The sequence below is a fragment of the Flavobacterium sp. NG2 genome (assembly GCF_034119845.1).
In the GTDB taxonomy this organism is placed as follows: Bacteria; Bacteroidota; Bacteroidia; order Flavobacteriales; family Flavobacteriaceae; genus Flavobacterium.
In genome coordinates, this window is the sequence record NZ_CP139420.1 from 2,162,978 (window position 1) to 2,187,957 (window position 24,980).

General features: G+C 33.4%; 12 protein-coding genes. All 12 read left to right on the forward strand.

All coding sequences use genetic code 11. From position 1 onward, the window contains the following. Positions 1-208 precede the first annotated feature (208 nt). The 12 genes from SLW70_RS09085 to SLW70_RS09140 all read left to right on the forward strand — a co-directional run bounded on the left by SLW70_RS09085 (position 209) and on the right by SLW70_RS09140 (position 24,773). Complete coding sequence (locus tag SLW70_RS09085) at positions 209-1,261, forward strand: GntR family transcriptional regulator (protein WP_320887995.1); 1,053 nt, start codon at positions 209-211, stop codon at positions 1,259-1,261. A gap of 171 nt (positions 1,262-1,432) precedes the next feature. After that, a complete protein-coding gene (locus SLW70_RS09090; RefSeq protein ID WP_320887996.1) occupies positions 1,433-5,488 on the forward strand; it encodes a two-component regulator propeller domain-containing protein in 4,056 nt (1,351 codons plus the stop codon). Between the two features lie 595 nt (positions 5,489-6,083). Continuing rightward, on the forward strand, positions 6,084-9,272 hold the full coding sequence (locus tag SLW70_RS09095) for a SusC/RagA family TonB-linked outer membrane protein (RefSeq protein WP_320887997.1): 3,189 nt from the start codon (positions 6,084-6,086) through the stop codon (positions 9,270-9,272). A 10-nt stretch (positions 9,273-9,282) separates the two neighbouring features. After that, positions 9,283-10,842, forward strand: a complete 1,560-nt coding sequence (locus tag SLW70_RS09100) for a RagB/SusD family nutrient uptake outer membrane protein (protein ID WP_320887998.1) — start codon at positions 9,283-9,285, stop codon at positions 10,840-10,842. Positions 10,843-10,862: 20 nt separating this feature from the next. Further along, positions 10,863-11,693, forward strand: coding sequence for a hypothetical protein (locus SLW70_RS09105; RefSeq protein WP_320887999.1), 831 nt, complete (start codon positions 10,863-10,865; stop codon positions 11,691-11,693). Between the two features lie 22 nt (positions 11,694-11,715). Further along, the gene (locus tag SLW70_RS09110) at positions 11,716-12,804 is read left to right on the forward strand and encodes a fasciclin domain-containing protein (RefSeq protein WP_320888000.1); all 1,089 of its coding nucleotides are present in this window, start codon (positions 11,716-11,718) and stop codon (positions 12,802-12,804) included. A 275-nt stretch (positions 12,805-13,079) separates the two neighbouring features. Beyond that, positions 13,080-16,556 (forward strand): sulfatase-like hydrolase/transferase, encoded by a 3,477-nt coding sequence (locus SLW70_RS09115; RefSeq protein ID WP_320888001.1) that lies wholly within the window; start codon positions 13,080-13,082, stop codon positions 16,554-16,556. A 22-nt stretch (positions 16,557-16,578) separates the two neighbouring features. After that, positions 16,579-17,772, forward strand: a complete 1,194-nt coding sequence (locus SLW70_RS09120) for an outer membrane beta-barrel protein (RefSeq protein ID WP_320888002.1) — start codon at positions 16,579-16,581, stop codon at positions 17,770-17,772. A gap of 42 nt (positions 17,773-17,814) precedes the next feature. Continuing rightward, the gene (locus tag SLW70_RS09125) at positions 17,815-20,379 is read left to right on the forward strand and encodes a heparinase II/III family protein (protein ID WP_320888003.1); all 2,565 of its coding nucleotides are present in this window, start codon (positions 17,815-17,817) and stop codon (positions 20,377-20,379) included. Positions 20,380-20,569: 190 nt separating this feature from the next. Further along, the gene (locus SLW70_RS09130; RefSeq protein ID WP_320888004.1) at positions 20,570-21,334 is read left to right on the forward strand and encodes a hypothetical protein; all 765 of its coding nucleotides are present in this window, start codon (positions 20,570-20,572) and stop codon (positions 21,332-21,334) included. Between the two features lie 31 nt (positions 21,335-21,365). Then, positions 21,366-23,636, forward strand: a complete 2,271-nt coding sequence (locus tag SLW70_RS09135; RefSeq protein WP_320888005.1) for a glycoside hydrolase family 3 N-terminal domain-containing protein — start codon at positions 21,366-21,368, stop codon at positions 23,634-23,636. 3 nt (positions 23,637-23,639) lie between these two features. Then, complete coding sequence (locus SLW70_RS09140) at positions 23,640-24,773, forward strand: glycoside hydrolase family 105 protein (protein ID WP_320888006.1); 1,134 nt, start codon at positions 23,640-23,642, stop codon at positions 24,771-24,773. Positions 24,774-24,980: the final 207 nt, after the last annotated feature.

Sequence of the window (24,980 nt, forward strand, 5' to 3'; positions counted from 1 at the left end):
CAGCCCTTATGAAGTATTTGAAAAAGTATTTTTGAATAAAGGAAATTTTATTTGCAAACCATCAAGTACTTTAAAGTATCCTTTCTATTGGTTTTATTGGTAAAAAAGTACGTGAAACGGTATTTTTGGACACCATTTTCGGTACAATATAACTCTCTGTACTTACTAAATTGCATCATGTTATTTACTAATTAAATACTTGAAAATTATGGAAGTAGTAGACTGTATAGAAATAAATAAAGATTCAAGGGTGCCAATGTATCAGCAAATTGTTGATTCTATTATTAATAATATTTCTAATGGGAATATTGAATTAAATCAGAAACTGCCATCTATCAATACAATTAGTGAAGATTGTTATTTGTCTCGAGACACTGTCGAAAAGGCATATAACATCTTAAAGGAGCGTAATGTAATAGTTTCGATTCCAAGAAGAGGTAATTATGTAGTAAATATTGAAACCGCTCCTAAACTACAGATATTATTCTTAGTAAGTAAAATGAGCTCTTATAAAATGAGTATCTATAATGCATTCTTAAATAAAATTGGATTTAATTCAAAAATAGATTTAGTAATCTATCATTGTGATGAGTTAGTTTTCTTAAATACACTAAAGAACACTAAATTAATATATGATTATTATGTTGTATTGCCACATTTCAAAACTGAAAATCTAAAACATGCCAGTTTTACGGAAGAGACCCTTAATGCGATACAAGATTTGCCAAAAAATAAATTACTAGTTTTGGATAATATTATGCCACCTTTGCTAGAAGATAAAGATGTTTCGGCTATTTATCAAGAATATGACAAGGATATTTATGAAGCTTTAAATGAAGGGATTAATAAAATAGCTAAGTATAAAAAAATAGCATTGGTATATCCTGAAAAATCAGTTTATCCTTATCCGAGGAGGATTTTACATGGTTTTAAGAAATTTTGTTTGGAGAATGAGAAAGATTTTGAAATTCTAGATGAAGTTTGTGATGACATGGTGTTCAATAAAAGGGATTTATTTATTACCATTGAAGAGGCTGATTTGGTTAATTTAATAAACCAGATTAGAAAAAATGAATTAATATTGGGTGAAGATGTTGGTGTTATTTCATATAACGACACCCCACTCAAAGATTTGTTAGGCATAGCTACGATGACTACTGATTTTAAAATTATGGGAGAAACTGCCGCTCAAATGATTTTAGAAAACAAAAGAGGTAGGGTGAAAGTACCTTTTCATTTTATCGATAGAACATCTATATAATTTGCTGTTTTTAAGCTTAATAGTGGTGAATTATATAAATCATACGTTTTGCAAATTATATAAAAGTATTAATCAAAAAAGAAGGAATCAAAAAATAAATATTCTTTTGTGAATTCTTTATGTTACTTTTACTTATAGCTTTAATATTTGTGAAATACTGATTAATATATAATGCATAAGGTCGCTGCTTTATTATTTGTTTTCTGTTTTATTTTGACTGGATTTTCGCAAAGCGAAATCTATAAATTCAAACATTTGTCTACTCGTGAAGGTTTGTCTCAAACTTCTGCAATAACCATTATTCAGGATAATCTAGGACAAATATGGATTGGAACTAGAGATGGATTGAATAAATATGATGGCTCTAAGTTTACTGTCTACAGGCATAATAGGGCAAATCCTTTATCTTTAAGTAACAGTGATATAATTTGTTTAGAGCAAGATAGTGATGGATTTATTTGGGTAGGTACTGCTGTAGGATTAAACAAGTATAATCCCAAAAAAGATACTTTTAAATCGTATTTCAATAGCGCGAATAGCTCTTCTATACAAGATAATCTTATATGGACTATCAAAGAATTATCCAATAAAGAATTATGGATAGGAACTCCTTTAGGGCTTTCGATTTATGATAAAGCTTCTGATTCATTTACATCAACCTTAGTTGACAATGCTATTTTGTCCATTTTTGAGACAAAAAGAGGAGCTGTTTTTGTCGGGACTAAAAATGGTTTAAAACAATTAATTTCTAAAACGGCAAAAGGATATTATTTTAAAACAATAAAGGGAACTGAAAATCTAAATGTACAGGAAATAATAGAAAGTCCTAATGGAAATTTGTTATTAGGCACAAGGGTTAAAAGTGTTGTAGAGTATGCTATAGAAACAGGAAAGGTATCCCCTTATTTTGATGAAGTTAAATTAAAAGATAAGAATAGAAATGTAAGGAAACTGCTTTTTGACGAAAAAGGTAAACTATGGATTGGTACTTATGATGGCCTTCAAATAGCTGATAAAAATAAAGATATAAGAGTAATTTATAGCGATATAGATGACAATGAGACTATCAATGATAATTTTATTAAATCATTATTTAAAGATCGTAAAGGGTCCATATGGGTAGGAACCTATCATGGGGGTATAAATCTTTGGGATAAATCAAATATTAATTTTATTAATATTACCCAAAAACCTAGGAAATTAGGACTCAGTTTTAAAGTAGTTAGCTCTATTGTACACCATAAGAAACTCTTGTTTTTTGGAACCGAAGGAGGAGGTATTTCAATTTTTAATATAGATTCTAAAACTTTCGAATATTTAAATACCAAAAATACACCTGCACTTAAAAGTGATAATATAAAAGCATTGTATTTAACGAAAGATAATAATCTTTGGATAGGAACTTTTGAAGATGGATTTGTAGTCTATAATTTGGATACCAAAAAATTTAATGCTACTACTTTACATCCAAAGTTAGTTTCATACCTAGAAGGTGTTGGTGTTTATGCTATTCAACAAGATACCAATGGAGATATGTTGCTAGGGACTATCGGCAAAGGTTTGATTCGATATGATGTCAAAAATAATATATTTTCAATAATTGACTCAAATAGTAAGCCTAATGGTCTATTGTCCAACTTTATAAAGTCAATAAGAGTTGATTCTAAAAATAATATTTGGTTAAGTACCAATAAAGGATTGAATGTAGTTAATACTAAAGGTCATATAAAAGATTTTTTTTATAATAAAAAAACACAAATAGGTTATAGTATGACCTATGTTTTTGAAGATTCCAAAGGCATTATTTGGACTGGTACTGAAAGTGATGGTCTTTTTAAGTTGGTTACTAATGACTTTAGACCTGTCGATATTAAACTTGAAAGTGCTACTTCAGTAATTGGTATAAGGAGTATTCTTGAAGATAATAAAGGTAATTTCTGGATTAGTACGGTCAATCAAGGAATAATTTACTACAATCCGTTACATAATAAAGTAATTGCAAACTATACTTATAAACAGGGTTTAGCAAGTAATCATTATAATAATAATTCAAGTTTACGTATTGGGGATTCTAATTTCTTTTTTGGAGGTCCCGCTGGAGCTGTTTATTTTGATGCAAATAAATTGGTGAAAAATAACTATTCCCCTCAAGTTATTATAACCGATTTTAAAGTGAAAAATAAATCGATTGCGGTGAATGATCAGACTGAGTTACTTTCAAATACAATAACATTTACAAAAGAGATTGAACTTTCATATGAGCAAGGTAATTTCAATATTTCGTTTGCTATTCCAAATTTTATTAATAGAAATAGTAACCACTATGAGTATCGTTTAAAAGGCTTGGAAAAAGATTGGAATCAAACTTCGCAAAACTCCGTTTCTTATACGATTCAAAATCCGGGTGATTATACTTTTGAAATTAGAGGAATTAATAACGATGGTATTTCAAATAGTGTTCCAACAACTTTAAAAATCCATGTAAATCCTGCTCCATGGCGTACATGGTGGGCTTTTATGTTGTATGGGATATTTATATTTGGAAGTTTGTATTATTTACTTGGTATTTTAAAGTCTAAAGCCGAACTCAAACATCAATTAGATTTAGAAAAATTAGAAGCTGAACAGACTAAAGAGGTAAATAAAGCCAAATTGGAGTTTTTTACTAATATCTCTCATGAATTCAGAACACCACTAACTCTAATTCTAGGGCCTTTACATCAAATATTAGAAAATTATAGTGGGAATAGTAAGATGTATAAAAAATTAAAGGTCATTGAAAGTAGCGCTAATCATTTACTGCAACTCATTAACCGTTTGATGGATTTTAGAAAGTTAGAAAATAATTTAGTAAAACTTGAAACTGCAGAAGGAAACATCGTTAAGTTTTTAAAAGAAATTTACCTCTCTTTTACAGAATATGCCAAGGACGGAAATTATGATTATAGTTTTGAAACTCCATCGGATGAAATCCTAGTATATTATGATCGATATAAATTAGAACGTGTATTTTATAATTTAATATCAAACGCCTTTAGATATACTCCTAAGAATGGTAAAATAATGATTAGGATTATTGAAGAAAAAGAAAAAATAGTTATTCAGGTTGAAGATTCCGGTGTAGGTGTTGCAAAAGAATATCAAGATAAAATTTTTGAGCGTTTCTTTGAAGTGTCAATAAATAACAAGCCTGATAATGATTATAATAAAGGAACAGGGATAGGTTTATCTATTGCTAAAAATATTGTTGATTTACACAAAGGTAAAATTTCAGTTAAAAGTAATACGGATGGTGTAGGTTCAATATTTTCGGTTGAACTCTCTCTTGGTCGTGAGCATTTGTTAGATGAAGAGATAATTCAGGATTTTAAATTTAGTGATGATTTATCACAGTATGTTGATCAATTAGAGGAACAAGCAGTGATTTTTGAAAATAATTTTTTAGAAGATCTGACTTCGCATGAGAAACAAACTATTCTTTTGGTTGAAGATAATAAACAACTGAGAAAATTCATGCGTGATTTATTGATTGAAAATTACAATATTTTGGAAGCCGAAAATGGTAAAGTAGCTTATAAAATTGCCCAACAAGAACAAGTAGACCTTATTGTCAGTGATGTTGTCATGCCGATAATGACAGGTACTGAGTTGTGTTCTTTAATTAAAGAAGATGTGCGAACCAGTCATATTCCTTTAATTTTATTAACCTCTCGTTCATCTTTAATTTATAAGTTAGAAGGTTTAGAAAGTGGTGCTGACGATTATATTAGTAAGCCTTTCAATGTCGCAGAATTCAAATTGCGAATCCATAACTTATTGACTTCTATCAGTCGTTTAAAACAAAAAATGTCTTCAATAGATACGGTTTCATCAGATGGCATAGTATTATCGTCTTTAGATGAAAAACTATACAAGAAAGCATTGCAAATCGTTGAAAATAACATTGGTAATGAGCAATTTGATGTTCATTTTTTCTGTGAAGAATTAGGAGTAAGTAGGACAGTGTTGTTTAAAAAAATCAAAGCTTGGACAGACTTTACTCCAAATGACTTTGTACAACACATAAGATTGAAAAAAGGTGCTCAACTTTTAGAGCAAGGTAAGATGAATATTTCTCAAATTAGTTATATGCTAGGTTTTAAAAACCCAAAATACTTTAGCAAATGCTTCAGTAAGAAATTTGGAAAAACCCCTACTGAATACGTTAAGACCTTTCTAGATTCCTAAAATCATTTATTAGAAGTAAATCACATTTAGTTTAAAGTATTATTGAAGTTCTTGTTTAGTGCTTCATAACCAGCGAATAGGGACTTTTGAGTACCTATTCGGGACTTCTGTGCTCTAATGTTATTGTAATTTTACCATAAAGTTAATGGTAGGAACATAAAGTTTTTCCAAAGATTTTAGTTCAGAAAGTTATATATAATAAATTATTAGAAGAGCATGAAATTCAAGCAATCAAAATATTTAGAGCTGGTATTGATTTTTTTTGTGGCTATAATGTTTTTAGTGATTATTTATTTTCTCTGATGTTTTATAATATAACTTTTTTAAGAACCCTGATATTGACTACGTTATTATAGATTGTTTTATGTTTTTTTTATGATATAATTTGTAAGAACAAATCAAGGTAATCAGTAATTAGACGGTGTTTTTTTTGTAAGAGACATTTAAGTTCTAATAGGTATTTAACTAGTTATAGGTGGTAATCAGTACAGAGCAGGATAGATGTACTATTAAGTTGGTGTAAAATTGTATCTACGTTAGAAAGGCTACAGTCTTGTTTGTCTCTCTAATAAAATAACCAATAAATATTAATTATATGTTAAAGCTAATTATGAAACAAAAAACTAAAAAGAAAGGTAGTTTTTTAGGTTTAGGATTAATGTTGATGCTGTTTTTTTCAATTTCAGCGTTTAATCTTCATGCCCAGGACAGAATTTCGGGGGTTGTTAAGGACGAGACTGGTTTTCCGCTCCCAGGTGTAAATGTTGTGCAAAAAGGTACAAAAAAAGGAGTGATAACAGATGCGCAGGGAAAATTTTCTGTACAAGTTACCGCTGGAGCTAAGGCTTTATTGTTTACTTATATCGGTTTTCAAGCTAAAGAAGTAGCAATTGGAGGTAGTAAAACAATAAATGTTACTCTTAAAGAGTCAGCTGAAGCTTTAGAGGATGTTGTAATTATTGGATATCAAAAAGTACAAAGGGAAAAGGTATTAGGATCGATAACAAGTGTAAAAGCAGAATCGATTGTACAATCGGCACCTATTGATGTATTGCAAGGGGTACAAGGTAAAGTAGCCGGAGTCCAAATTTTATCAAACAATGGTCCTGGTGAAGGATTTGATATCAGAATTAGAGGTATTGGTTCTATTAATGGTTCTACTAGTCCTTTGTATGTGGTTGATGGACAACAAACTTTTAATATTGATAACTTAAATGCAAGTGATATTGAAAGTTTTGAGATTTTAAAAGATGGAGCGACAACAGCACCTTATGGAGCTCAAGGAGCCAATGGGGTTGTTGTAATTACGACAAAATCTGGTAAAAAAGGAGATCTTAAAGTGGATGTTACGACCATCACAGGGGCAAATTCTTTGGTTGGGGCTGTGCCAGTGGCTAATGCTAAACAAAGAGTTTTCATGGAAAGAGTTTTAGATGCAGGAAATACTTCCTTAACTAGACTGGATTCATTAAACTTAGGATACAGACAATCTCCTGATAACCAAAAATTAATCACAAGAACAGGTTTTAGATATCAAACCAATGTTTCATTGAGTGGTGGTGGTGATAAGTCTAAATTCTATTGGAATACAGGTTACTTAAAGCAAGACGGGGTAGTGCTTAATAGTGATTTTAAAAGAATTAGTACTCGTTTAAAATTGGATTTAACGCCTACTAAAAAGTTTAGTGCGGGTACTGTTATTAATATGACATTTGAAGAAACTAATGGAATTAGCTCTGGAGCGGTTTTAGGAAATTCATTAAATAGAATTCCTTATATCACCGTATATGAGCCAAATGGTGATCTATCTCCAACTCCAACAAATTTTAATGGTTCAGCTAATCCAGTACAACAATTGTTATTGCGTAAACAAAATAAGAGAGCTTATAAATTCAATATATTTAATTATGCGGAATACAAAATCTTACCTCAATTAACGCTTAAATCTACTTTAGGTTTAAACATGAGTTATACTAAAGAGGAAATGTATGCGCCTAAAGCACTTTTAGTAGGAGGAGGTACTACCGCTGACTCGCGTTCTACTGCGGCCGAAAGACATGCACTCGAATACAATGTACAACAAGATAATTTCTTGAATTTTAATCAAAAATGGAACAAACACAGTTTGTCTGCTTTTGGAGGTATGCAGGTACAAGCTTTAAGATATGAAATTTTAGGAATAGATACAGCTTTATCTAATGATTTGATTACGACTTTAAATAATTCAAATCTAGATTTTTTAACTGCTAATCGTTTTTCAAGTTCAAATGCGTTGAAAGATCAAACCCAAAACTATGATCAAGGTCAGTTCTCACTATTTACAGGTTTCAATTATGATTTTGATAGTAAATACTTAGTAGGGGCTACTATGCGTAGAGATGGTTCTTCTAAATTTGGTCCAAGTAATAAGTATGGTTATTTTCCTTCAGGATCTTTGGGTTGGAGAGCTAATAAAGAGAATTTTCTAAAAAATGTCTCCACTATTGATAACTTGTTAATTAGAGCGAGTTATGGTATTGTGGGTAATGACAGAATTAGAGATTTTCAATATGAAGATCAGTTATCGCCTAGCGGACTATACAATGGAGTACTGGGTGTTGTACCTACTGTAGTTGGAAACAGTACAATTAAATGGGAATCAACAGCTTCGTCAAATATTGGTTTGGATTTAGGAATGTTCAAGCGTAGATTGAATTTCTCTGTAGATGCGTGGCTTAAAGACACCAAAGATTTGTTGGTAGAAACACGTTTGCCTCAGGAATCTGGTTTTTCAGTAATACAAGAAAACCGTGGTAATATTAGAAATAAAGGTTTAGATTTATCTATAAACGGTGCTATTATTAAAAACAAAATTTTTACATGGGATGCAGGGTTTAATATCGGATTTTTAGAAAACAAGGTAACAAAGTTAAATTCACCTATTATTAATGGCGTTTCAAGAATTGTTGAAGGACAACCTATAGGTAATTTTATAGGATATAAACAAAATGGTATTTACCAATATGATGAATCCAATGCTTACGATCCAACTTCAGGAGCTCGTTTGTATCCAAATTTTGATGCCAACGGTTTCTTTTTAGGGAATTATAATACTGCTGCTGGTCAAGCTTATAATGGACCAATTAGGCAATTGGTACATGAGACCTCAGGAAATGTTCTTAAAGGGGGAGATTATATCTGGGAAGATACTAATAACGATGGTAAGATTAATACTGCTGATACGCAGATTTTAGGAAACGGTATCGCAACTACTTATGGAGGTTTAACTCAAGATTTTAAATACAAGAACTTCACTTTAGGATTGCTTTTTGATTATAGTTTTGGAAATGAGATTTACAAACGTTATGACCATAATAGAAACAGTTTTAGAGCTACTACTATTACTCCTGCTCCAGACCGTATTGAACAAGCATGGACACAACAAGGAGATATTGCTACCTATCCTATTATAGCAGCAGGAAATAATAATGGTAGACCACAAAACTCATTCGATTATACAGCTGACAATACTGCTAACAGCTTGTATGTCGAGGACGGAAGTTTTATCAAATGGAGGTACATCCGCATGGGGTATAACTTCTCTAAAGATGCTATCAAATCATTTAATATTGGCTTAAAAGCTGTATCATTAAATCTGCAGGTAAATAATATTTTGACTTGGACAAATTATTCTGGTTATAATCCAGAGTTTGGAAGTAGAGATAGTGTTTTACAACCAAGTGTGGATAACTTAAGATATCCAAGTGATAGAGAGATTATATTAAGTTTAAGAGTACAATTCTAATAAGAAAATTATGAAAATATTTAAAATAAAACAAGCTGCACTTTTATTTGCAGCAGTAGGGATGCTTTATTCTTGCGATGATTTTGTGGAGGTAGAAGGAGAAAGTTTTATATCGACAGGTACTTTTTACAAAGATCAATCAGAGTTGGATTTAGCCTTAGCTGGAGTGTATGACGGATTGCAAAATGCGTATTCTGATGCCAATTATGTTTTTGGAGAGTTTAGAGCCGATAGTTTTTGGCCAGCGCCAGCAAGTACCAATGTTTCTAGGAGTTCTTTCCATAATAGTACGATGGACGTTGGTGATGCTTCCCTAAGTTGGGCCGATTTTTACAAAACCATTGATAGAGCAAACAGAGTGATTATAGGAGGAGAAGCTTTGCAAGGTGCTGATCCTAATACCTTAGGGCAAGCTTATGCGATTCGCTCTAAAGTGTACTTTGATTTGATTCGTATCTGGAAGAATGTTCCTTTGTTTTTAGAGCCTATCAAAACTACTGCTGATTCTTATAAACCAGTGACTTCTTATGATGTGATTATGAATACGGTGGTGATTCCTGATTTGCTTAAAGCGGAAGCTTTAATGACAACGACAGCTTCACCATTTAATTTTTCAAAGGTTAGTGTATTAGCTCATAAAGCTGAAGTGTATATGTGGTTAAAACAAGAGGGGGTGGCTGAGAAAGCTATTGAAGATTTAATAAGTTTGAAGGCACACAGTTTAGTTACCACTCCTCAAGCTTGGCAAGATTTATTTTACAACCAATTTCCTACCACCGCTTTGCCTAATGCTCCAGGTAAAGTGCAAACAGGTACTGAGTTGATGTTTTCTATCCGTTATGATGTAGCTGACGCAACAGTTTCTAAGTTATGGGTTTCTTGGGTACAAGGATCAATCGTTACAGTAATTTCACCATCAGTTGAAAATAAGTGGATTGAAAGATTTCCTCAAGATGAGGTTAGTTGGACAACAAAATACCCTACGACACCACCAGTGCTTAGTAGAACTACTACTGTAGGTGGTGTTACTACAGTAACACCTTTATACGGAGATTGGAGACAATTTGCTTCCAGACAAGGAGGAGACTTTTTGATTGGTATGGGATCAACAGCCATTGGTGAAGCTAGATTACACAAATGGACTAAAGATCGTTCTGGTATGCAAAGCAACTTAGATAGATCGGATGTGGTGATGTATCGTTATGCCGATATGATTTTATTGTTAGCAGAAGCTAAAGTAAAATTGAATAAACCAACAGAAGCACTTGCTTTATTGAACCAAATTCGTACAGCTAGAAAATTACCTTTGGTTACTGTTGATGATTTTGGAGCAACAAAAGAGCAACAAATCAACTATATCTTAGATGAGCGTCAATTTGAGTTAATGGGTGAAGGAAAACGTTGGTGGGATTTGATAAGAAATGATAAAGTTTTTGAGTATGTAAATCCTATTTTACAATCTAGAGGTATTAATGCAATTACACCAGACCGTTTGTATTTTCCAATTTATCAAACTCACATTATAGAGTCTTTGAACAGTTATAAACAAAACACAGGGTGGGGATCTTAATTTTATAAAATAAAAAACAGATGAAAAGATATATAAAAATAATGCTGGCTACTTGTTTTGTAGCTGCTTTGAGCTCTTGTACCTTAGGTGTTCAAGACCAGTTTGATTTCAAAGGAGAAACTTATAGTGAGGTAGATCCTTTTACAAATATGACGGCTTGGGAGTACATTCAAACTAGAAAGTCAAACGCAATTAGAGATGCACAAGGTCGATTCAAATTAGTGAGTAATACGAATGTTTTAGGTGCTACAGGTGATGAGTTGGATTTCATGATTGCTGCCATTAAAAAAGTAGGTTTTGAAGATTTATACAATCAAACAGCTACTACAGGTAGAACTTATTTGTTGTTGAATAACAATGCCTTTACAGGAAATAATGACCGTGATGTTATTAGATCTGTTACAGGAACGCAATTAGCTGATAATTCAACTGTTAATCCAGATACCTATTTTGATACTTGGACACCTGAGCAACTTAATGTGTTAAAGGCTATTTTGAAATATCATATCGTTACGGATTATGTAGCGCAAAGGCCAACTATTCCTACTTATGATGTGTATGTTTTATTTAAAACCTTATTGCCTAAGGTGAATTTAAATAATGCTGGTATACCAGTTAGTTTGTCTACTGATATGGCTGATATTTCTTTCTCTAGAGATGTTGATGCTAGAAGTACACTTAAAATTAATGAAACAGGTTCTCCATTGCCTGAAACTGCAAATACATTAGGATTTGACGAAAATGTAAGAAGACATAATTATGTTTTTAAAAATGGTATAGGGCATTATGTGAATGAGTCTGTTAGATACCAGCCTTATAGCTTATACACTAATTTGACCATAAATAAATAATTCATACTTAAATACTGCAATTATGAAAATAAAACAAAATATAAAAACGTATTTTACATCGCTATTTGCTGCTGTGCTCGTGGTGTCTTGTAATGTTCCTGATGATAATACGGATGTCATTCATTTTGTTCCTGGAGAAGTGGAGAACCCAGTAACCATCACACAAGTCATCATCAAAGATCCTAATTTTAGTACTTTAGAAAAATTGATGAGACGTATTGAAAAAGCGGCCACTACACCTGCAGGAAGAATTCTTTCTAACCTAAATTTACCAGGTAATACTACGGTTTTTGCACCTACTGATGCAGCTTTCGATGCTTTTATAACAGCTAACAAAATTACGAACATTGATAATTTGCCAATTGCTACTATAACTAATCTTGTGTACAATCATTTGTTGACAGGGAAGTTTTTGGCAACTGATTTTACTACTGGTTTCATTTCTACACAAGCAACTAGAGATGCTGGTACTAATTTAGTAAATTTGAGTATGTATGTGAATACAGCATCTGGAGTACAGTTAAATGGTGTTTCAAAAGTTGTGTCGTCGAATGTAAGTGTTAACAATGGAGTGATTCATACTGTTGATGCCGTGATTAATGTACCTACTGTTAAAGATTTAATTGCATTAAATCCTAATACTTCTAGATTCTCCGGAGCTGTTACTCATGCTGATACAGGTTTAGCAACCCCAGTTGTTGGTGATGCTCTTGCTAATACATCCAATTCTGTTACAGCTTTTGTGCCTACAAATGCAGCAATTGCTAGTTTGTTGTTAGAATTAGACCCTACAGGTGCTACAACTACTATGCAAGGTTTGCCTTCGACTCAAGTGGCTAATATTGTTAAGATAAATATTGTTAGCACGGCTTCGTCTACAGTAGCTATTAGTTCTAAGTTCTTTGCAGCTAGAACGAATACCAAATTGCAAACCCTACTTTCAGGTACTGCAGGGCAGGTAAACTTTAATGGAACAACTAAAAAAATTGTTGATCCAAGATTGCGTACTGCAAATATTACTCCTTTGGATATTCAAGGTTCAAATGGTGTTGTTCATACTGTTGATAAAGCAATGTTGCCAGTATTGTTAGCTCCAGTTGTTGTTCCTTAAATTGGTATTTAATATTTGTTTATTTTAAAATATCAAATTTTATTAAAAACCCTTCATTATAATTTTTATAGTGGAGGGTTTTTTCTTTTATGCTTTTGGATACTCAATTGGATGTCTTTTTATTTTTATTAATAGGACAGAGCAGGATAGATTTTGGCTACTATATAATTAACTTTATCAACTGTCAATTTTATATAAAACTAAAACTGTAAATTTTAAAAAGCGATATGTGCAATAATAATTTCATAGTGGTTGTGTTTAGTGTCTTGTTTAGTATGCAATTTACTTCTGCTCAAAATAAAAAAACTTCTGAAAAGCCCAATATTATTTTCATTTTAACTGATGATCAACGTTTTGACGCTATTGGTTATGCTGGTAATAAATATTTGAAGACTCCTGAAATGGATAACTTGGCGGCAACAGGAACTTATTTTAAGTACGCTATTGCGACAACTCCAATTTGTGCTGCAAGTAGAGCCTCATTATGGACAGGTTTATATGAACGTACTCATAACTATAATTTTCAAACAGGAAATATTAGAAATGAATACATGAATAATTCATATCCTGTTGTGCTAAAAAATAATGGATATTACACTGGTTTTTTTGGGAAATTTGGGGTTAAGTATGATAATTTTGACAAGCAATTTGATGAATATGACGACTATGACAGAGATACACGATTCAAAGATAAAAGAGGTTATTTTTACAAAACTATAGGTAAAGATACAGTTCACCTAACCAGATATACTGGACAACAAGCAATTGATTTTATTGATAAAAACGCTTCAAACAAAAAGCCATTTTGTTTGTCATTGAGTTTTAGTGCGCCACATGCACATGACCCTGCCCCTGATCAATATTTTTGGCAAAAAGAATCAGATCAATTATTAGCTAATACTACCATTCCAGGTCCTGATTTAGCCGATGATAAGTATTTTGATATTCTTCCAAAATTCGTGAGAGACGGATTTAATAGATTGCGCTGGACATGGCGCTACGATACACCTGAAAAGTACCAACATAGTTTAAAAGGGTATTATAGAATGATTTCTGAAATTGATACAGAAATTGCAAAAATTAGAAAAAAATTAAAAGAAAAAGGCGTTGATAAAAACACCGTTATCATTGTCATGGGAGACAATGGTTATTTTCTTGGCGAACGTCAGTTAGCTGGGAAATGGTTGATGTATGATAATTCTATCCGTGTCCCTTTAATAATTAATGACCCTAGAGTTAACAAACATCAGGATATTAATGATATGGCTCTTAATGTAGATGTTCCAGTTACTATTGCAAATATTGCAGGGATTCAAGCTCCTAAATCTTGGCAAGGAAAAAGTTTGTTGCCAATAGTAAACCAAGAAACTAATTCCATCAGTAGAGACACTATCCTTATAGAACATCTTTGGGATTTTACTGAAATTCCTCCAAGTGAAGGCGTACGTACTAAAGATTGGAAATATTTTAGGTATGTAAATGATAAAAGAGTAGAGGAGTTGTACCATCTTGCCAAAGATCCAAAAGAAACTAAAAATTTAATTGGGAATAAGAAATATCAAAAAATAGCTGCCGAATTGAGAGCTAAATGCGATGAGCTAATTAAAAAAAATAGTGATAAATACAGAAATGCTCCCGTTGACTTAACAGTCGAATTGATAAGAGATCCTAGCAGTGGTGTTAAGATTTTGGATTCAAAGCCAGAATTTGGCTGGACGGTTCCATTAGAGTCTAAGTATCAATCAGCGTATCAAATTTTAGTTGCATCTACTAAAGTAAATATTGATAACAATGTAGGTGATGTTTGGGATAGTAAAACAGTGCGTTCTAATCAATCGACCAACATTGAATACAAAGGAAAGGCGCTCGAAATTGGAAAATTTTATTATTGGAAAGTGAGAATTTGGGATGAGGAAAATCGATTAGTAGATTATTCGCAGCCGCAACAATTCACCATGGGGAAAAGCGATAATTACATGCTTTCGGCAGAAAATAAATATGTTGTTGACAAGATTAAACCAGTGAAATTTGAAAACCGTGGTGATTTTTATTTTGCTGATTTTGGAAAAGCAGCTTTTGCAACATTAGATTTTACTTATAAAGCTAAAAAGGCACATACATTAACCATCAGAATTGGGGAGATGTTGGATGGAAAAAACATCAACAGAACACCTCCTGCTAAAAGTAATATTCGTTACCAAGAAGTAAAGGTGAATGTTGTTCCAGGTAAAACCAAATACCAAATTGCTATTAAGGCTGATACTAGAAACACACTGCCTAATAAAGCCATCGCTTTACCAAAAGGAGTACCTGTTTTAATGCCTTTTAGGTATGCTGAAATTGAAGGTGCTCAAGAGCCCATTTTGGCTGCTGATGTAGAACAATTGGCTTATCACACCTATTGGGATGACAAAGCAAGTAGCTTTAAGAGCAACAACGATATTTTGAACCAAGTGTGGGATTTGTGTAAATATTCTATCAAAGCCACTACTTTCAACGGTTTGTATGTCGATGGAGAGAGAGAGCGTATTCCGTACGAGGCAGATGCTTATTTGAATCAATTGAGTCATTATACTACGGATAGAGAATATGCTATGGCGAGACGTACCATTGAATATTTCATGGAAAATCCTACTTGGCCTACCGAATGGCAACAGCACGTAGCCTTGTTGATTTATGCCGACTATATGTACACAGGGAATACCGAGTTGATAGAGCGCTATTATGAAAAGTTAAAACATAAAACGCTTTATGAATTATCAAATGAAGAAGGCTTGATTACTTCGACCAAAGTAACGCCTGAGTTTATGTATAAGCTTGGATTTAAAGAAGGCTATACCAAACCATTGACCGATATTGTAGATTGGCCCTTAGCTAATTTTAATGGTAGCAAAACCAAAGGAGAGCATGATGGTTTTGTATTCAAGCCGTATAGTACTGTTATTAATTCTTTCTTCTATGAAAACATGAAGATTATGGCACAATTTGCCACTCTTCTTGGAAAAGCAGATGAAGCTTTGGATTTTGAATACCGTGCTGCCAAAGTAAAAAAAGCAGTAAACGAACAAATGTTTGATAAAAAACGGGGCGTTTATATAGATGGTATCGGGACTGACCATGCCTCTTTGCATGCCAATATGATGCCTTTGGCCTTTGGACTGGTGCCTGAAGAGCATTTAAAAACCGTAGTTGAATTTGTAAAATCACGTGGCATGGCTTGTAGTGTATATGGTTCACAGTTTTTAATGGACGGCTTATACAATGCTGGTGAAGCTGATTATGCTTTGAAATTATTAGCCAGTACCGACCAAAGAAGTTGGTACAACATGATTCGTATAGGTTCTACGATAACCTTGGAAGCTTGGGATTTAGAATTCAAAAATAATTTAGATTGGAATCACGCTTGGGGTGCTGTACCAGCCAATGCTATTCCGCGCGGGTTATGGGGAATTAAACCTAAAACACCAGGTTTTGGAGTAGCCACAATTAAACCACAAATGAGTAATCTAAAAACGAGTAGTATCGAAGTGCCAACGGTTTTAGGAACCATTAAAGGAAACTATACTTATAAAGGGGCAAGACTTCAAACTTATGAAATTGAAATTCCAGGTAATATGGTGGCTGAGTTTTCATTAAATAATCTGAATGGTAAAGATTTGATTCATAATGGTGAAAAAGTACCAACTGCCTTTCAAGTCATCCGATTGACACCAGGAAAACATATTATTGAGTTAAAAATAAATTCTTTTTAAACATAAGTTATTACATACGTATATGAGGAAAATTCTTTTGGTTTTAGGTCTTAGTTTGATCTCGAATCTTTCCTTTGGGCAAATAGATTTTGAAAAAGGATATTACATTGATGAATTAGGAACTAAAGTTGAATGTTTGATTAAAAATATAGATTGGAAAAACAATCCTACCAATTTTAAATATAAGCTTTCAGATGGGGAGGTTGTAAGCGAAAAGGATATCAGTGGTGTCAATGAATTTGGTATTTATGGTTCATCAAAATTTGTTCGTAAAACCGTACTGATAGATAAAGCGAATGAAAATATTAATCATTTATCCGAAGTACGACAAGCAGAGAATGAAGAGAAACAGGTTTTTTTGAAAGTCTTGATTGAGGGTTTAGCGAGTTTATATTATTATGACGACAGTTTTTCAAAAAAATATTTTCTCAGTATTGATAATGAAAATCCGGTGCAGTTGTTGTATAAAAAGTATTTGCTCACAAGCAGTAAAGTGCTAACAAATAATTATTATAAACAACAGCTCCTAAATACGCTAATCTGTGATGATATCAGCAATAAAGAGATTGAAGTTTTAGAATATAATGCTAAAGAATTAATTGCTGTTGTTAGTAAATACAATAAATGTCTAAACGCCAGCTCTGTTAATTATGTTAAAGCTAAAAAGGATTCGGAACTTTTTAATTTATCAATCAAGGCAGGGGTAAGTAGTGCTTCATTTAATTTTACTGAAAGTGGTTTTCCTGTTAGAGATTATGATTTTGGAAAAAAACTAACGTACCGAATGGGGGTTGAGGCAGAGTTAGTATTTCCTTTTAATAAGAATAAATGGGCGGTAGTTTTGGAACCTACCTATCAAAGTTATAATGCTGCAATTAATCAGAATACGTCTAACAGTGTAGAAGTTAATTATAAATCCATTGAGGTTCCAGTAGGACTAAGACATTATTTTTTCTTAAATCAAAACAATAAATTGTTTGTCAATGCAGCTTATGTCATTGATGTTGCATTTTCATCCAAAATTTTATTTAACTCTAGAAATCAATACACTCTTAATACAAGTCCCAACTGGGCATTTGGATTTGGATATAAATTAGCTAATAAGTACAGTTTAGAATTAAAATTTCAAACACCTAGAGAATCATTAAATCAATATAAAAATTTGATTTCAGATTATTCTACAACATCAGTCGTATTGGGGTACACTATTTTCTAATTTCAATACTCTAGATAGTTATTGGTAATAAATTTATAAGTTATGATTCTTTGTAAAAAATATATTCTTGTTTTTTGTTTTATTATAGGGGTATTTGAAGGGATTGCTCAAAGTCAGCAGCGCCCTTTTATTTGGGTGAAACAAGAAGACAAAGCATCCATTTTAAATAAGATGGAAACTCAAGCTTGGGCAAAATCTTTTTACAAAGAGTTTAAACAAAGAGTGGATAAGGATATTATTGCCTATAAAAAATCGCCTGAGGATTTCTTGAATAAAATTCCTTTTGATTGGTCCAAACAAAAAGCGGGTAGTACACCACCCTTAAAGCGTTTTGAGGATTCAGTAGAGGAGAACAATACAGACCGCTCGTTACAAAATAAGTATTTACAAATAGGTGTCGATTGTGGTGTGTTGTATTTTTTAACAGATGATAAAAGCTACGCGCAATGTGCCGTGGATATCCTCAATGCGTTTGTTGAAGGATTAATCCAAATACAACCTTCAACCGAAAAAGGGAATGGGGGTTGGTTGTATCCAACAGACCATTTGAGAGAGGCTAGAATCATTGGCGCACAATTGCCTATTATCTATGATTTTGTAGCAACTTATATCGATAATAATAAAAAAGCCTTTTCTATTGGCTCCAAACAAAACACCAATTTTTCTGTTGAAAATGCGCAGAAAGTATTTTTAACCTATGCCCAGTTAGCCGTAGAACATGGACATGCAGGCTCTAATTGGTCGGTTTTAGAATCGTTTAGCTTGGTTCAAAATGCGTTGGCATTGAACGATGAAAATCTGAGAAAAAAATATTTGGATTTTTATTTAGTAAAAGGAACAGAACAACAGGATGCTTTGCCTGATGTGGCTCATAAATATAAAAACGAAGGTGATGTATATCCCGAGACTTCACAATATTCGAATGGAGTAGCCGAGTTCACTACCCGAATGTTAATCCTTTTAGACCGCTACAATCCAGATTTAAAATTAGGTCAAAAATATTATAAAATTCCATTTTCGTTAGACCGCTGGAATAGCATTCGTTATCCAAATGGAGAAATTATTCGTTTTGGTGATGGGCATCGTCATTTTGAAGCGCCTTATGATGCCTATGATATGGGGTATTTATTAGGGAAAAATGAAGGGATTACCCAACTGGTTCAAAAATTTGGTCCCTTAGTAGCAGAGGGTATTCAATCCAATAATTACGATAGAGCTAAAGTAGGCAAACGTTCTGGTGGTATTTCGCCTTATTTTACACCTTTACAATTATTGTGGTTGGAGGATATAAAAGAAAATTATGATGTCAATCAAACGACTTTGTCAAGAACAGATCAATTTTCACATGCTGGTGTTTTTCTGCAGCGTAATTTAAGCGCAACCAAAAATCCAGAAGATGGTCTAATGTGTTTTGTAGGTGGTGGACAAATGGTTCACGGTCATGCCAATGGTATGGATATGGAGTTATACGGCCTAGGTGAGGTACTAGGTGTAGATAATGGACGTGGTGCGTACCGAACAGATTTACACGAAAATTATTCTCGATTATTTGCGGCTCATAATACAGTGATTGTTAATGGTGCCAGCCAAGGCGAAGGCGATTGGGTCAATCTAGGAATTAATAAAACCGAACTGATGGGTATGGAGCCAAAGCCTCTTCAAAAAGCACTTTCTCCTAACTATTCATTCACAAGAACAAATTTTTTAGACGATAAAGGAAATAAAGCCGAAGCGACTCAAGAACGTACTTTGGCTCTGATAAGAACCTCTCCAACTACAGGGTATTATATGGATGTTTTTCGATCAAAATCAGCTTTACCTAATGAATATCATGATTATCTCTACCACAACATCGGCGACGATTTACTATTCTTGAATAAAGACATGAATCTTAAGGCAGACGAAAATAGGTTTCAGGAAAATGCAAAGGGCGACTATGTTTACAATAAAAAATACAGAAATCCAGGTTGGCATTTTTTCAAAAATGTAATCTCATCTGATGTTTATACTTCGAATGTAAAAGCCACTTTCGAAATCAATAAACTCCAAGATAAGAAAAACCGCAATATGAATGTTTTTATTATTGGAAACAAAGACAGAGAATACACTAAAGTCAAAGGGCCATTAACATTTGAAGCTCCAAAGCCGTACGATAAATTGCCTACACCAACCTTGGTCATTCGACAAAAAGGAGAGGCTTGGACAAATCCATTTGCGGTACTGTATGAGCCTACTTTTAATAAAAATGCTAAAAACGGAATTCAATCTGTTAGTAAATTAGAGAGCAATGGGGTTTTTAAAGGTTTTGCAGTTGTAAGTACTATTGATAAAAAAGAAATCACTCAAATAATCATTAATCAGGAGGCTAACGAAGTTTATGAAAACAAAAAAATGGGTATTTATTTCAAAGGATCTTTTGCAATTATTACGCTAAATCAAGATAAAAAAGTTGAAAACATTTATATAGGGGAAGGTTTTAATTTAAAATATAATAAAATTAATATTCAGTCCAAAGATGTCAAAAGTATCTCAGCTTATTTAGATTTTTCATCCAAAGAATATCAATGGAACGCTTCTGATAATACTAAAATAGAAGTGGTTAATTAAGCTTTGTTTAGTTTTTATACATGAACCGGAATTCTTAAAATCGGTTGGTGTTTTTTTGTTTTTATTCCAGGTTACAACTTCTTCTTACCACATAGTACAGGACAGGGAATGTTTTTCCTTGCCTTAAATTTAGCATTCGCTAAGTATGTATTTCCATTTTGATACAAAAATGGAATTAAAACCTAATAAAATGATAAACAGAGGTAACTGCCTATTTTTTGGTGCTTTCTTATCAATAGTACTACTACTATTTACTAGTTGTTCGAAAGATTCTGAAGAAATTACAAAGCAAGAAGTAGTCAAAGAAGAGCCTAAAGTAGAAGAACCCAAAGGAACGACTTGTACAACAGGTAAATTATATAATGAAAAAGAAGGTATTGTAAGAGTAGATATCGAAAACACAAGCGCTATTGCTAATGGTTGGTCAACAGAAAATACATTAACAGGGTTTGAAGGTACAGGTTATTTAACGTGGTCTGGTAATGATAGTTTTAGTACGCCAGGTTTAGGGTTAATTAAATTCTCTATTAAAATCACTAATCCTGGAACCTATCAATTTGTTTGGAGTTCAAGAATTACTCAAGGAACTCTTAACACAGAACACAATGATTCATGGTTGCGTATAGCTACAGCAGCTGATTTTTACGGGGAAAAAACGGCAGGTGTTAGAGTATATCCAAAGGGTACTGGCAAGACACCTAATCCCGAGGGAACAAGCGCTAATGGTTGGTTCAAAGTGTATATGAATAAGGTAGGGGAATGGTTCTGGAGGTCGTCAACAAATGACAAAGACCCTTATAATATTTTCGCCAAGTTTGATACGGCAGGAACTTATGATATTGAAATTTCTGGTCGTTCCAAAGGACATGCCATTGACCAATTTGTTCTGTTTAGAACAGATAAAAGTTTGACAGCGGCACAAACTGCAGCATTGAGTGAAATCACTTGTAAATAACAAATACCCATCTAATAAAAATAGATTTATAATGAAGAAGATAATAATCTTATCAGTACTAACATTAACGGTGTCTTTACAATCGTATGGACAATCAAAACCAGACATTAAGCGATATAAAAACGCTTCTTTATCAATTGATGAGCGAGTAGAGGCCTTATTGCCCTTACTTTCTTTAGAAGAAAAAGTCGCACAAATGCGTATATTTCACGCTAATATTGGTGTTGATGCGGATAGTAAAGGAAATTTAAAACTCTCGGATAAGGTTGTTGAAAAATTGAAATTAGGGACTGCAGGAATCAAAAATCCAGCTGAACACATGGAAGCTTTGGCTGCAGCCAAATTCAATAACGCCCTTCAAAAATATATTATCGAACACAACCGTTGGGGAATTCCAGCGCTATTTGTGACCGAATCTTACAATGGAGTGGATGCTGAAGGTTGCACTAAATTTGGAAGACCGATGACTTCTGCGGCTTCGTTTAACCCAAGTTTGGTCAATAGCGTTTGGGATGTAGTAGGGAAAGAAGCGCGTTTGCGTGGGATGCACATGTGTCATTCGCCTGAGGCCGATTTGGTTCGTGACCCTCGTTTTGGACGTATGTCGGAAGCTTTTGGAGAAGATACTTATTTAACTACACAAATGGTGACCAATGCCATCAAAGGAGTACAAGGGAATTATGAAGGACTTGGTAAAGGAACGCATATCGGTGCCGTAGCCAAACATTTTGCTGGATACGGACAAGTCTTGGGAGGTACTAATTTTGCTGCGATTGAAATTTCGGAGCGCACCTTGATTGACGAAATTTACCCTCCTTTTGAAGCGGCTGTAAAAGAAGCTAAGACATTGGGGATTATGGCTTCTCACGGTGATTTAAACGGAATTGCAAGTCATGGAAATCCTGAATTATTAACGGGTGTTTTACGTGACCAATGGGGGTTTAACGGCTATGTGGTTTCGGATGCCAATGACATCGGACGTTTGCATTATTTTATGAAAGTGGCTGAAACTCCTGAAGCAGCAGCCCTAATGGGATTAAAAGCAGGTGTAGATATTGATTTGTATGCCGAAGATGCTTATGCGTTACTCCCTAAAATGGTTCAAGAAAATCCTGAAATAGAAAAATTAATAGATAGAGCAGTAAGACGTGTTTTAAGAACCAAATTTATTTTGGGTTTGTTTGATAATCCATATGTTAACATTTCAAAAGTAGAAAAAGGAGTTCGTGCCAAATCTTCTTTAGAATTGGCCAAAGAAGCCGATTTAGAATCGATTATTTTGTTGAAAAACGAAAAGAACGCCTTGCCTTTGGATAAAAAGAAAAAGTTAAAAATTGCACTTTTAGGCCCATTGGTAAAAGCGAATACTAAGGCAATGTTTGAATCGGTTGCGGGTGCAAATGTTTCGTTTGTAGCGGAGAAAGGCTTTAATTTAACTGATGGTAAAAAAGATGTGCCTAAATTATTGCCAAGAAATCCTCAGGCAATCGATAAAATGATTGGGCTAGCTAAAGATTCCGATGTTTCTATTTTATTTTTAGGAGGTGACGAATATACTTCAAAAGAAGCTTTTTTTAATGGAGCTATCGGAGATAGAGCAACCATAGACCCTGTAGGAGCGCAAGATGAATTAGTTGAAAAAATCAAAGCGACAGGAAAACCCGTTATTGTAGTATTAAAACACCGAAGAACCTTATCAATTAATGTGATTTCTGAACAAGCAGATGCTATTTTGGACACTTGGGATTTAAGTGAATTTGGTGACGAATCTACTGCAAAAATCATTTTTGGTGAAGTATCGCCATCGGGTAAATCTCCTGTGACAGTCCCTAGATCCATTGGACAGTTACCATTTCATTATAGTATGAAAGAGATTAATTATAAAAAAGGCTATTTGTTCCTTAAAGATGGACCGCTTTATCCGTTTGGCTATGGGCTAAGTTTTGCTAAATTTGAGTATTCCAATTTAAAATTATCAGCCAATGAAATCACTCCAACTTCTGAAATTGAAGTTAGCGTAACCATCAAAAATACAGGAACTGTAAAAGCAAAAGAAGTGGTTCAAATGTACCTTAAGGACGAAATTGGTTCAGTAACCAGACCCGATAAAGAGTTGAAAGCATTTGATAAAATTGAATTAAACCCTGGTGAATCTAAAGTGGTGAAATTTACAATCACCCCTAAAATGTTAGAGTTTACAGGACTTAAAATGGATAAGATTTTAGAAGCTGGAGATTATACAGTAATGGTAGGAACCTCTTCTAATGAATATTTAAAAACAAACTTTAAACTTAAAAAATAAAAAATGGTAATCAAGTCGATAATCAAATCAGTAACACTGGCTGCAATTGTGAACTTTTCAGTTTGTGATAAGGTAATGGCGCAAAATGTTTTTGACAAATCAAAAGTAGAAGCATCAATGATTAGTGCTTTAGAATGGCAAGAAGCACATCCTATTATGGCTCTTGCACCTACAGATTGGACTGTTGGGGCTTATTATACAGGTGTTGCAAGAGCACATGCAGCAACCAAAAATCAAATTTTTGAAGCAGCGCTCAAAAACCAAGGATACAATAGTGATTGGCAAACCTACAAACGTGTTTTTCATGCTGATGATGTAGCTATCTCGTACAGCTATTTGTATATAGATATGACTTTTAAAAGAAAAGACTTTGTGAATTTAAAACCAACTGAAGATTTCTTAAAAGCGCATATTGTACAGCCTAATAAATGGTCTGACGGAACGGCAAAAAACAAAGACGAAAATATTTTGTGGTGGTGGTGTGATGCTTTATTTATGGCACCTCCAGTAATTAATTTATATGCAAAACATACTAATAATGAGTCTTATTTAGATTTGATGCATAAAAACTACATGTATGCTTACAACAAATTGTATGACAAAGAAGAGCGTTTGTTTGCTAGAGACGGACGTTTTATTTGGACGGGTTCAGACAAGGATATGAAAGAGCCTAACGGTAAAAAAGTATTTTGGTCTAGAGGAAATGGTTGGGTACTATCAGGCTTGGCTTTGATTTTGACAGATATGCCTGAAAATTATAAAAACCGCCCTTTTTATGTGAATTTGTACAAAGAAATGGCAGCTAGAATACTGGAACTACAAACCAAAAGTGGCTTATGGCATACGAGTTTATTATGTCCTGAAACCTATAATCATGGTGAGGTGAGCGGTAGTGGTTTTTATACCTATGCATTGGCTTGGGGAATTAATAACGGTCTGTTAGACAAAGCGACCTATTTGCCAGCAGTCAAAAAAGCTTGGAAAGCATTAACTAAATGCCAACACAAAAACGGAATGGTTGGATGGGTACAAAACATTGGTGCTTTTCCAGAACCAGCTTCTGAAGGAAGTTGGCAAAACTTTGGAACTGGAGCTTATTTATTAGCGGGTAGCGAAGTGATGAAATTGCAAAAATAATAATCTCAATAAGCGCTACAGATTGGTGAAATCTGTCGAAGTCTGTGTACGGATTTCGGCAGATTTTTTTTTGTATTCATAATAGGGATTAAAATGGAGCTAGATCATTCATTGGGACATTGTCCTGTCTGCTGAAAAATAAACAAGTATGATTCTATTTTGACTCTTAATATAAACACAGAAAACACTAGGGAGAAATCTTTATTT

What these genes read in the sequence shown, in the direction of transcription:
- SLW70_RS09085 (WP_320887995.1), top strand. Translation starts at nt 209, where the DNA reads ATGGAAGTAGTAGACTGTATAGAAATAAATAAAGATTCAAGGGTGCCA.
- SLW70_RS09090 (WP_320887996.1), top strand. Translation starts at nt 1,433, where the DNA reads ATGCATAAGGTCGCTGCTTTATTATTTGTTTTCTGTTTTATTTTGACT.
- SLW70_RS09095 (WP_320887997.1), top strand. Translation starts at nt 6,084, where the DNA reads ATGTTAAAGCTAATTATGAAACAAAAAACTAAAAAGAAAGGTAGTTTT.
- SLW70_RS09100 (WP_320887998.1), top strand. Translation starts at nt 9,283, where the DNA reads ATGAAAATATTTAAAATAAAACAAGCTGCACTTTTATTTGCAGCAGTA.
- SLW70_RS09105 (WP_320887999.1), top strand. Translation starts at nt 10,863, where the DNA reads ATGAAAAGATATATAAAAATAATGCTGGCTACTTGTTTTGTAGCTGCT.
- SLW70_RS09110 (WP_320888000.1), top strand. Translation starts at nt 11,716, where the DNA reads ATGAAAATAAAACAAAATATAAAAACGTATTTTACATCGCTATTTGCT.
- SLW70_RS09115 (WP_320888001.1), top strand. Translation starts at nt 13,080, where the DNA reads ATGCAATTTACTTCTGCTCAAAATAAAAAAACTTCTGAAAAGCCCAAT.
- SLW70_RS09120 (WP_320888002.1), top strand. Translation starts at nt 16,579, where the DNA reads ATGAGGAAAATTCTTTTGGTTTTAGGTCTTAGTTTGATCTCGAATCTT.
- SLW70_RS09125 (WP_320888003.1), top strand. Translation starts at nt 17,815, where the DNA reads ATGATTCTTTGTAAAAAATATATTCTTGTTTTTTGTTTTATTATAGGG.
- SLW70_RS09130 (WP_320888004.1), top strand. Translation starts at nt 20,570, where the DNA reads ATGATAAACAGAGGTAACTGCCTATTTTTTGGTGCTTTCTTATCAATA.
- SLW70_RS09135 (WP_320888005.1), top strand. Translation starts at nt 21,366, where the DNA reads ATGAAGAAGATAATAATCTTATCAGTACTAACATTAACGGTGTCTTTA.
- SLW70_RS09140 (WP_320888006.1), top strand. Translation starts at nt 23,640, where the DNA reads ATGGTAATCAAGTCGATAATCAAATCAGTAACACTGGCTGCAATTGTG.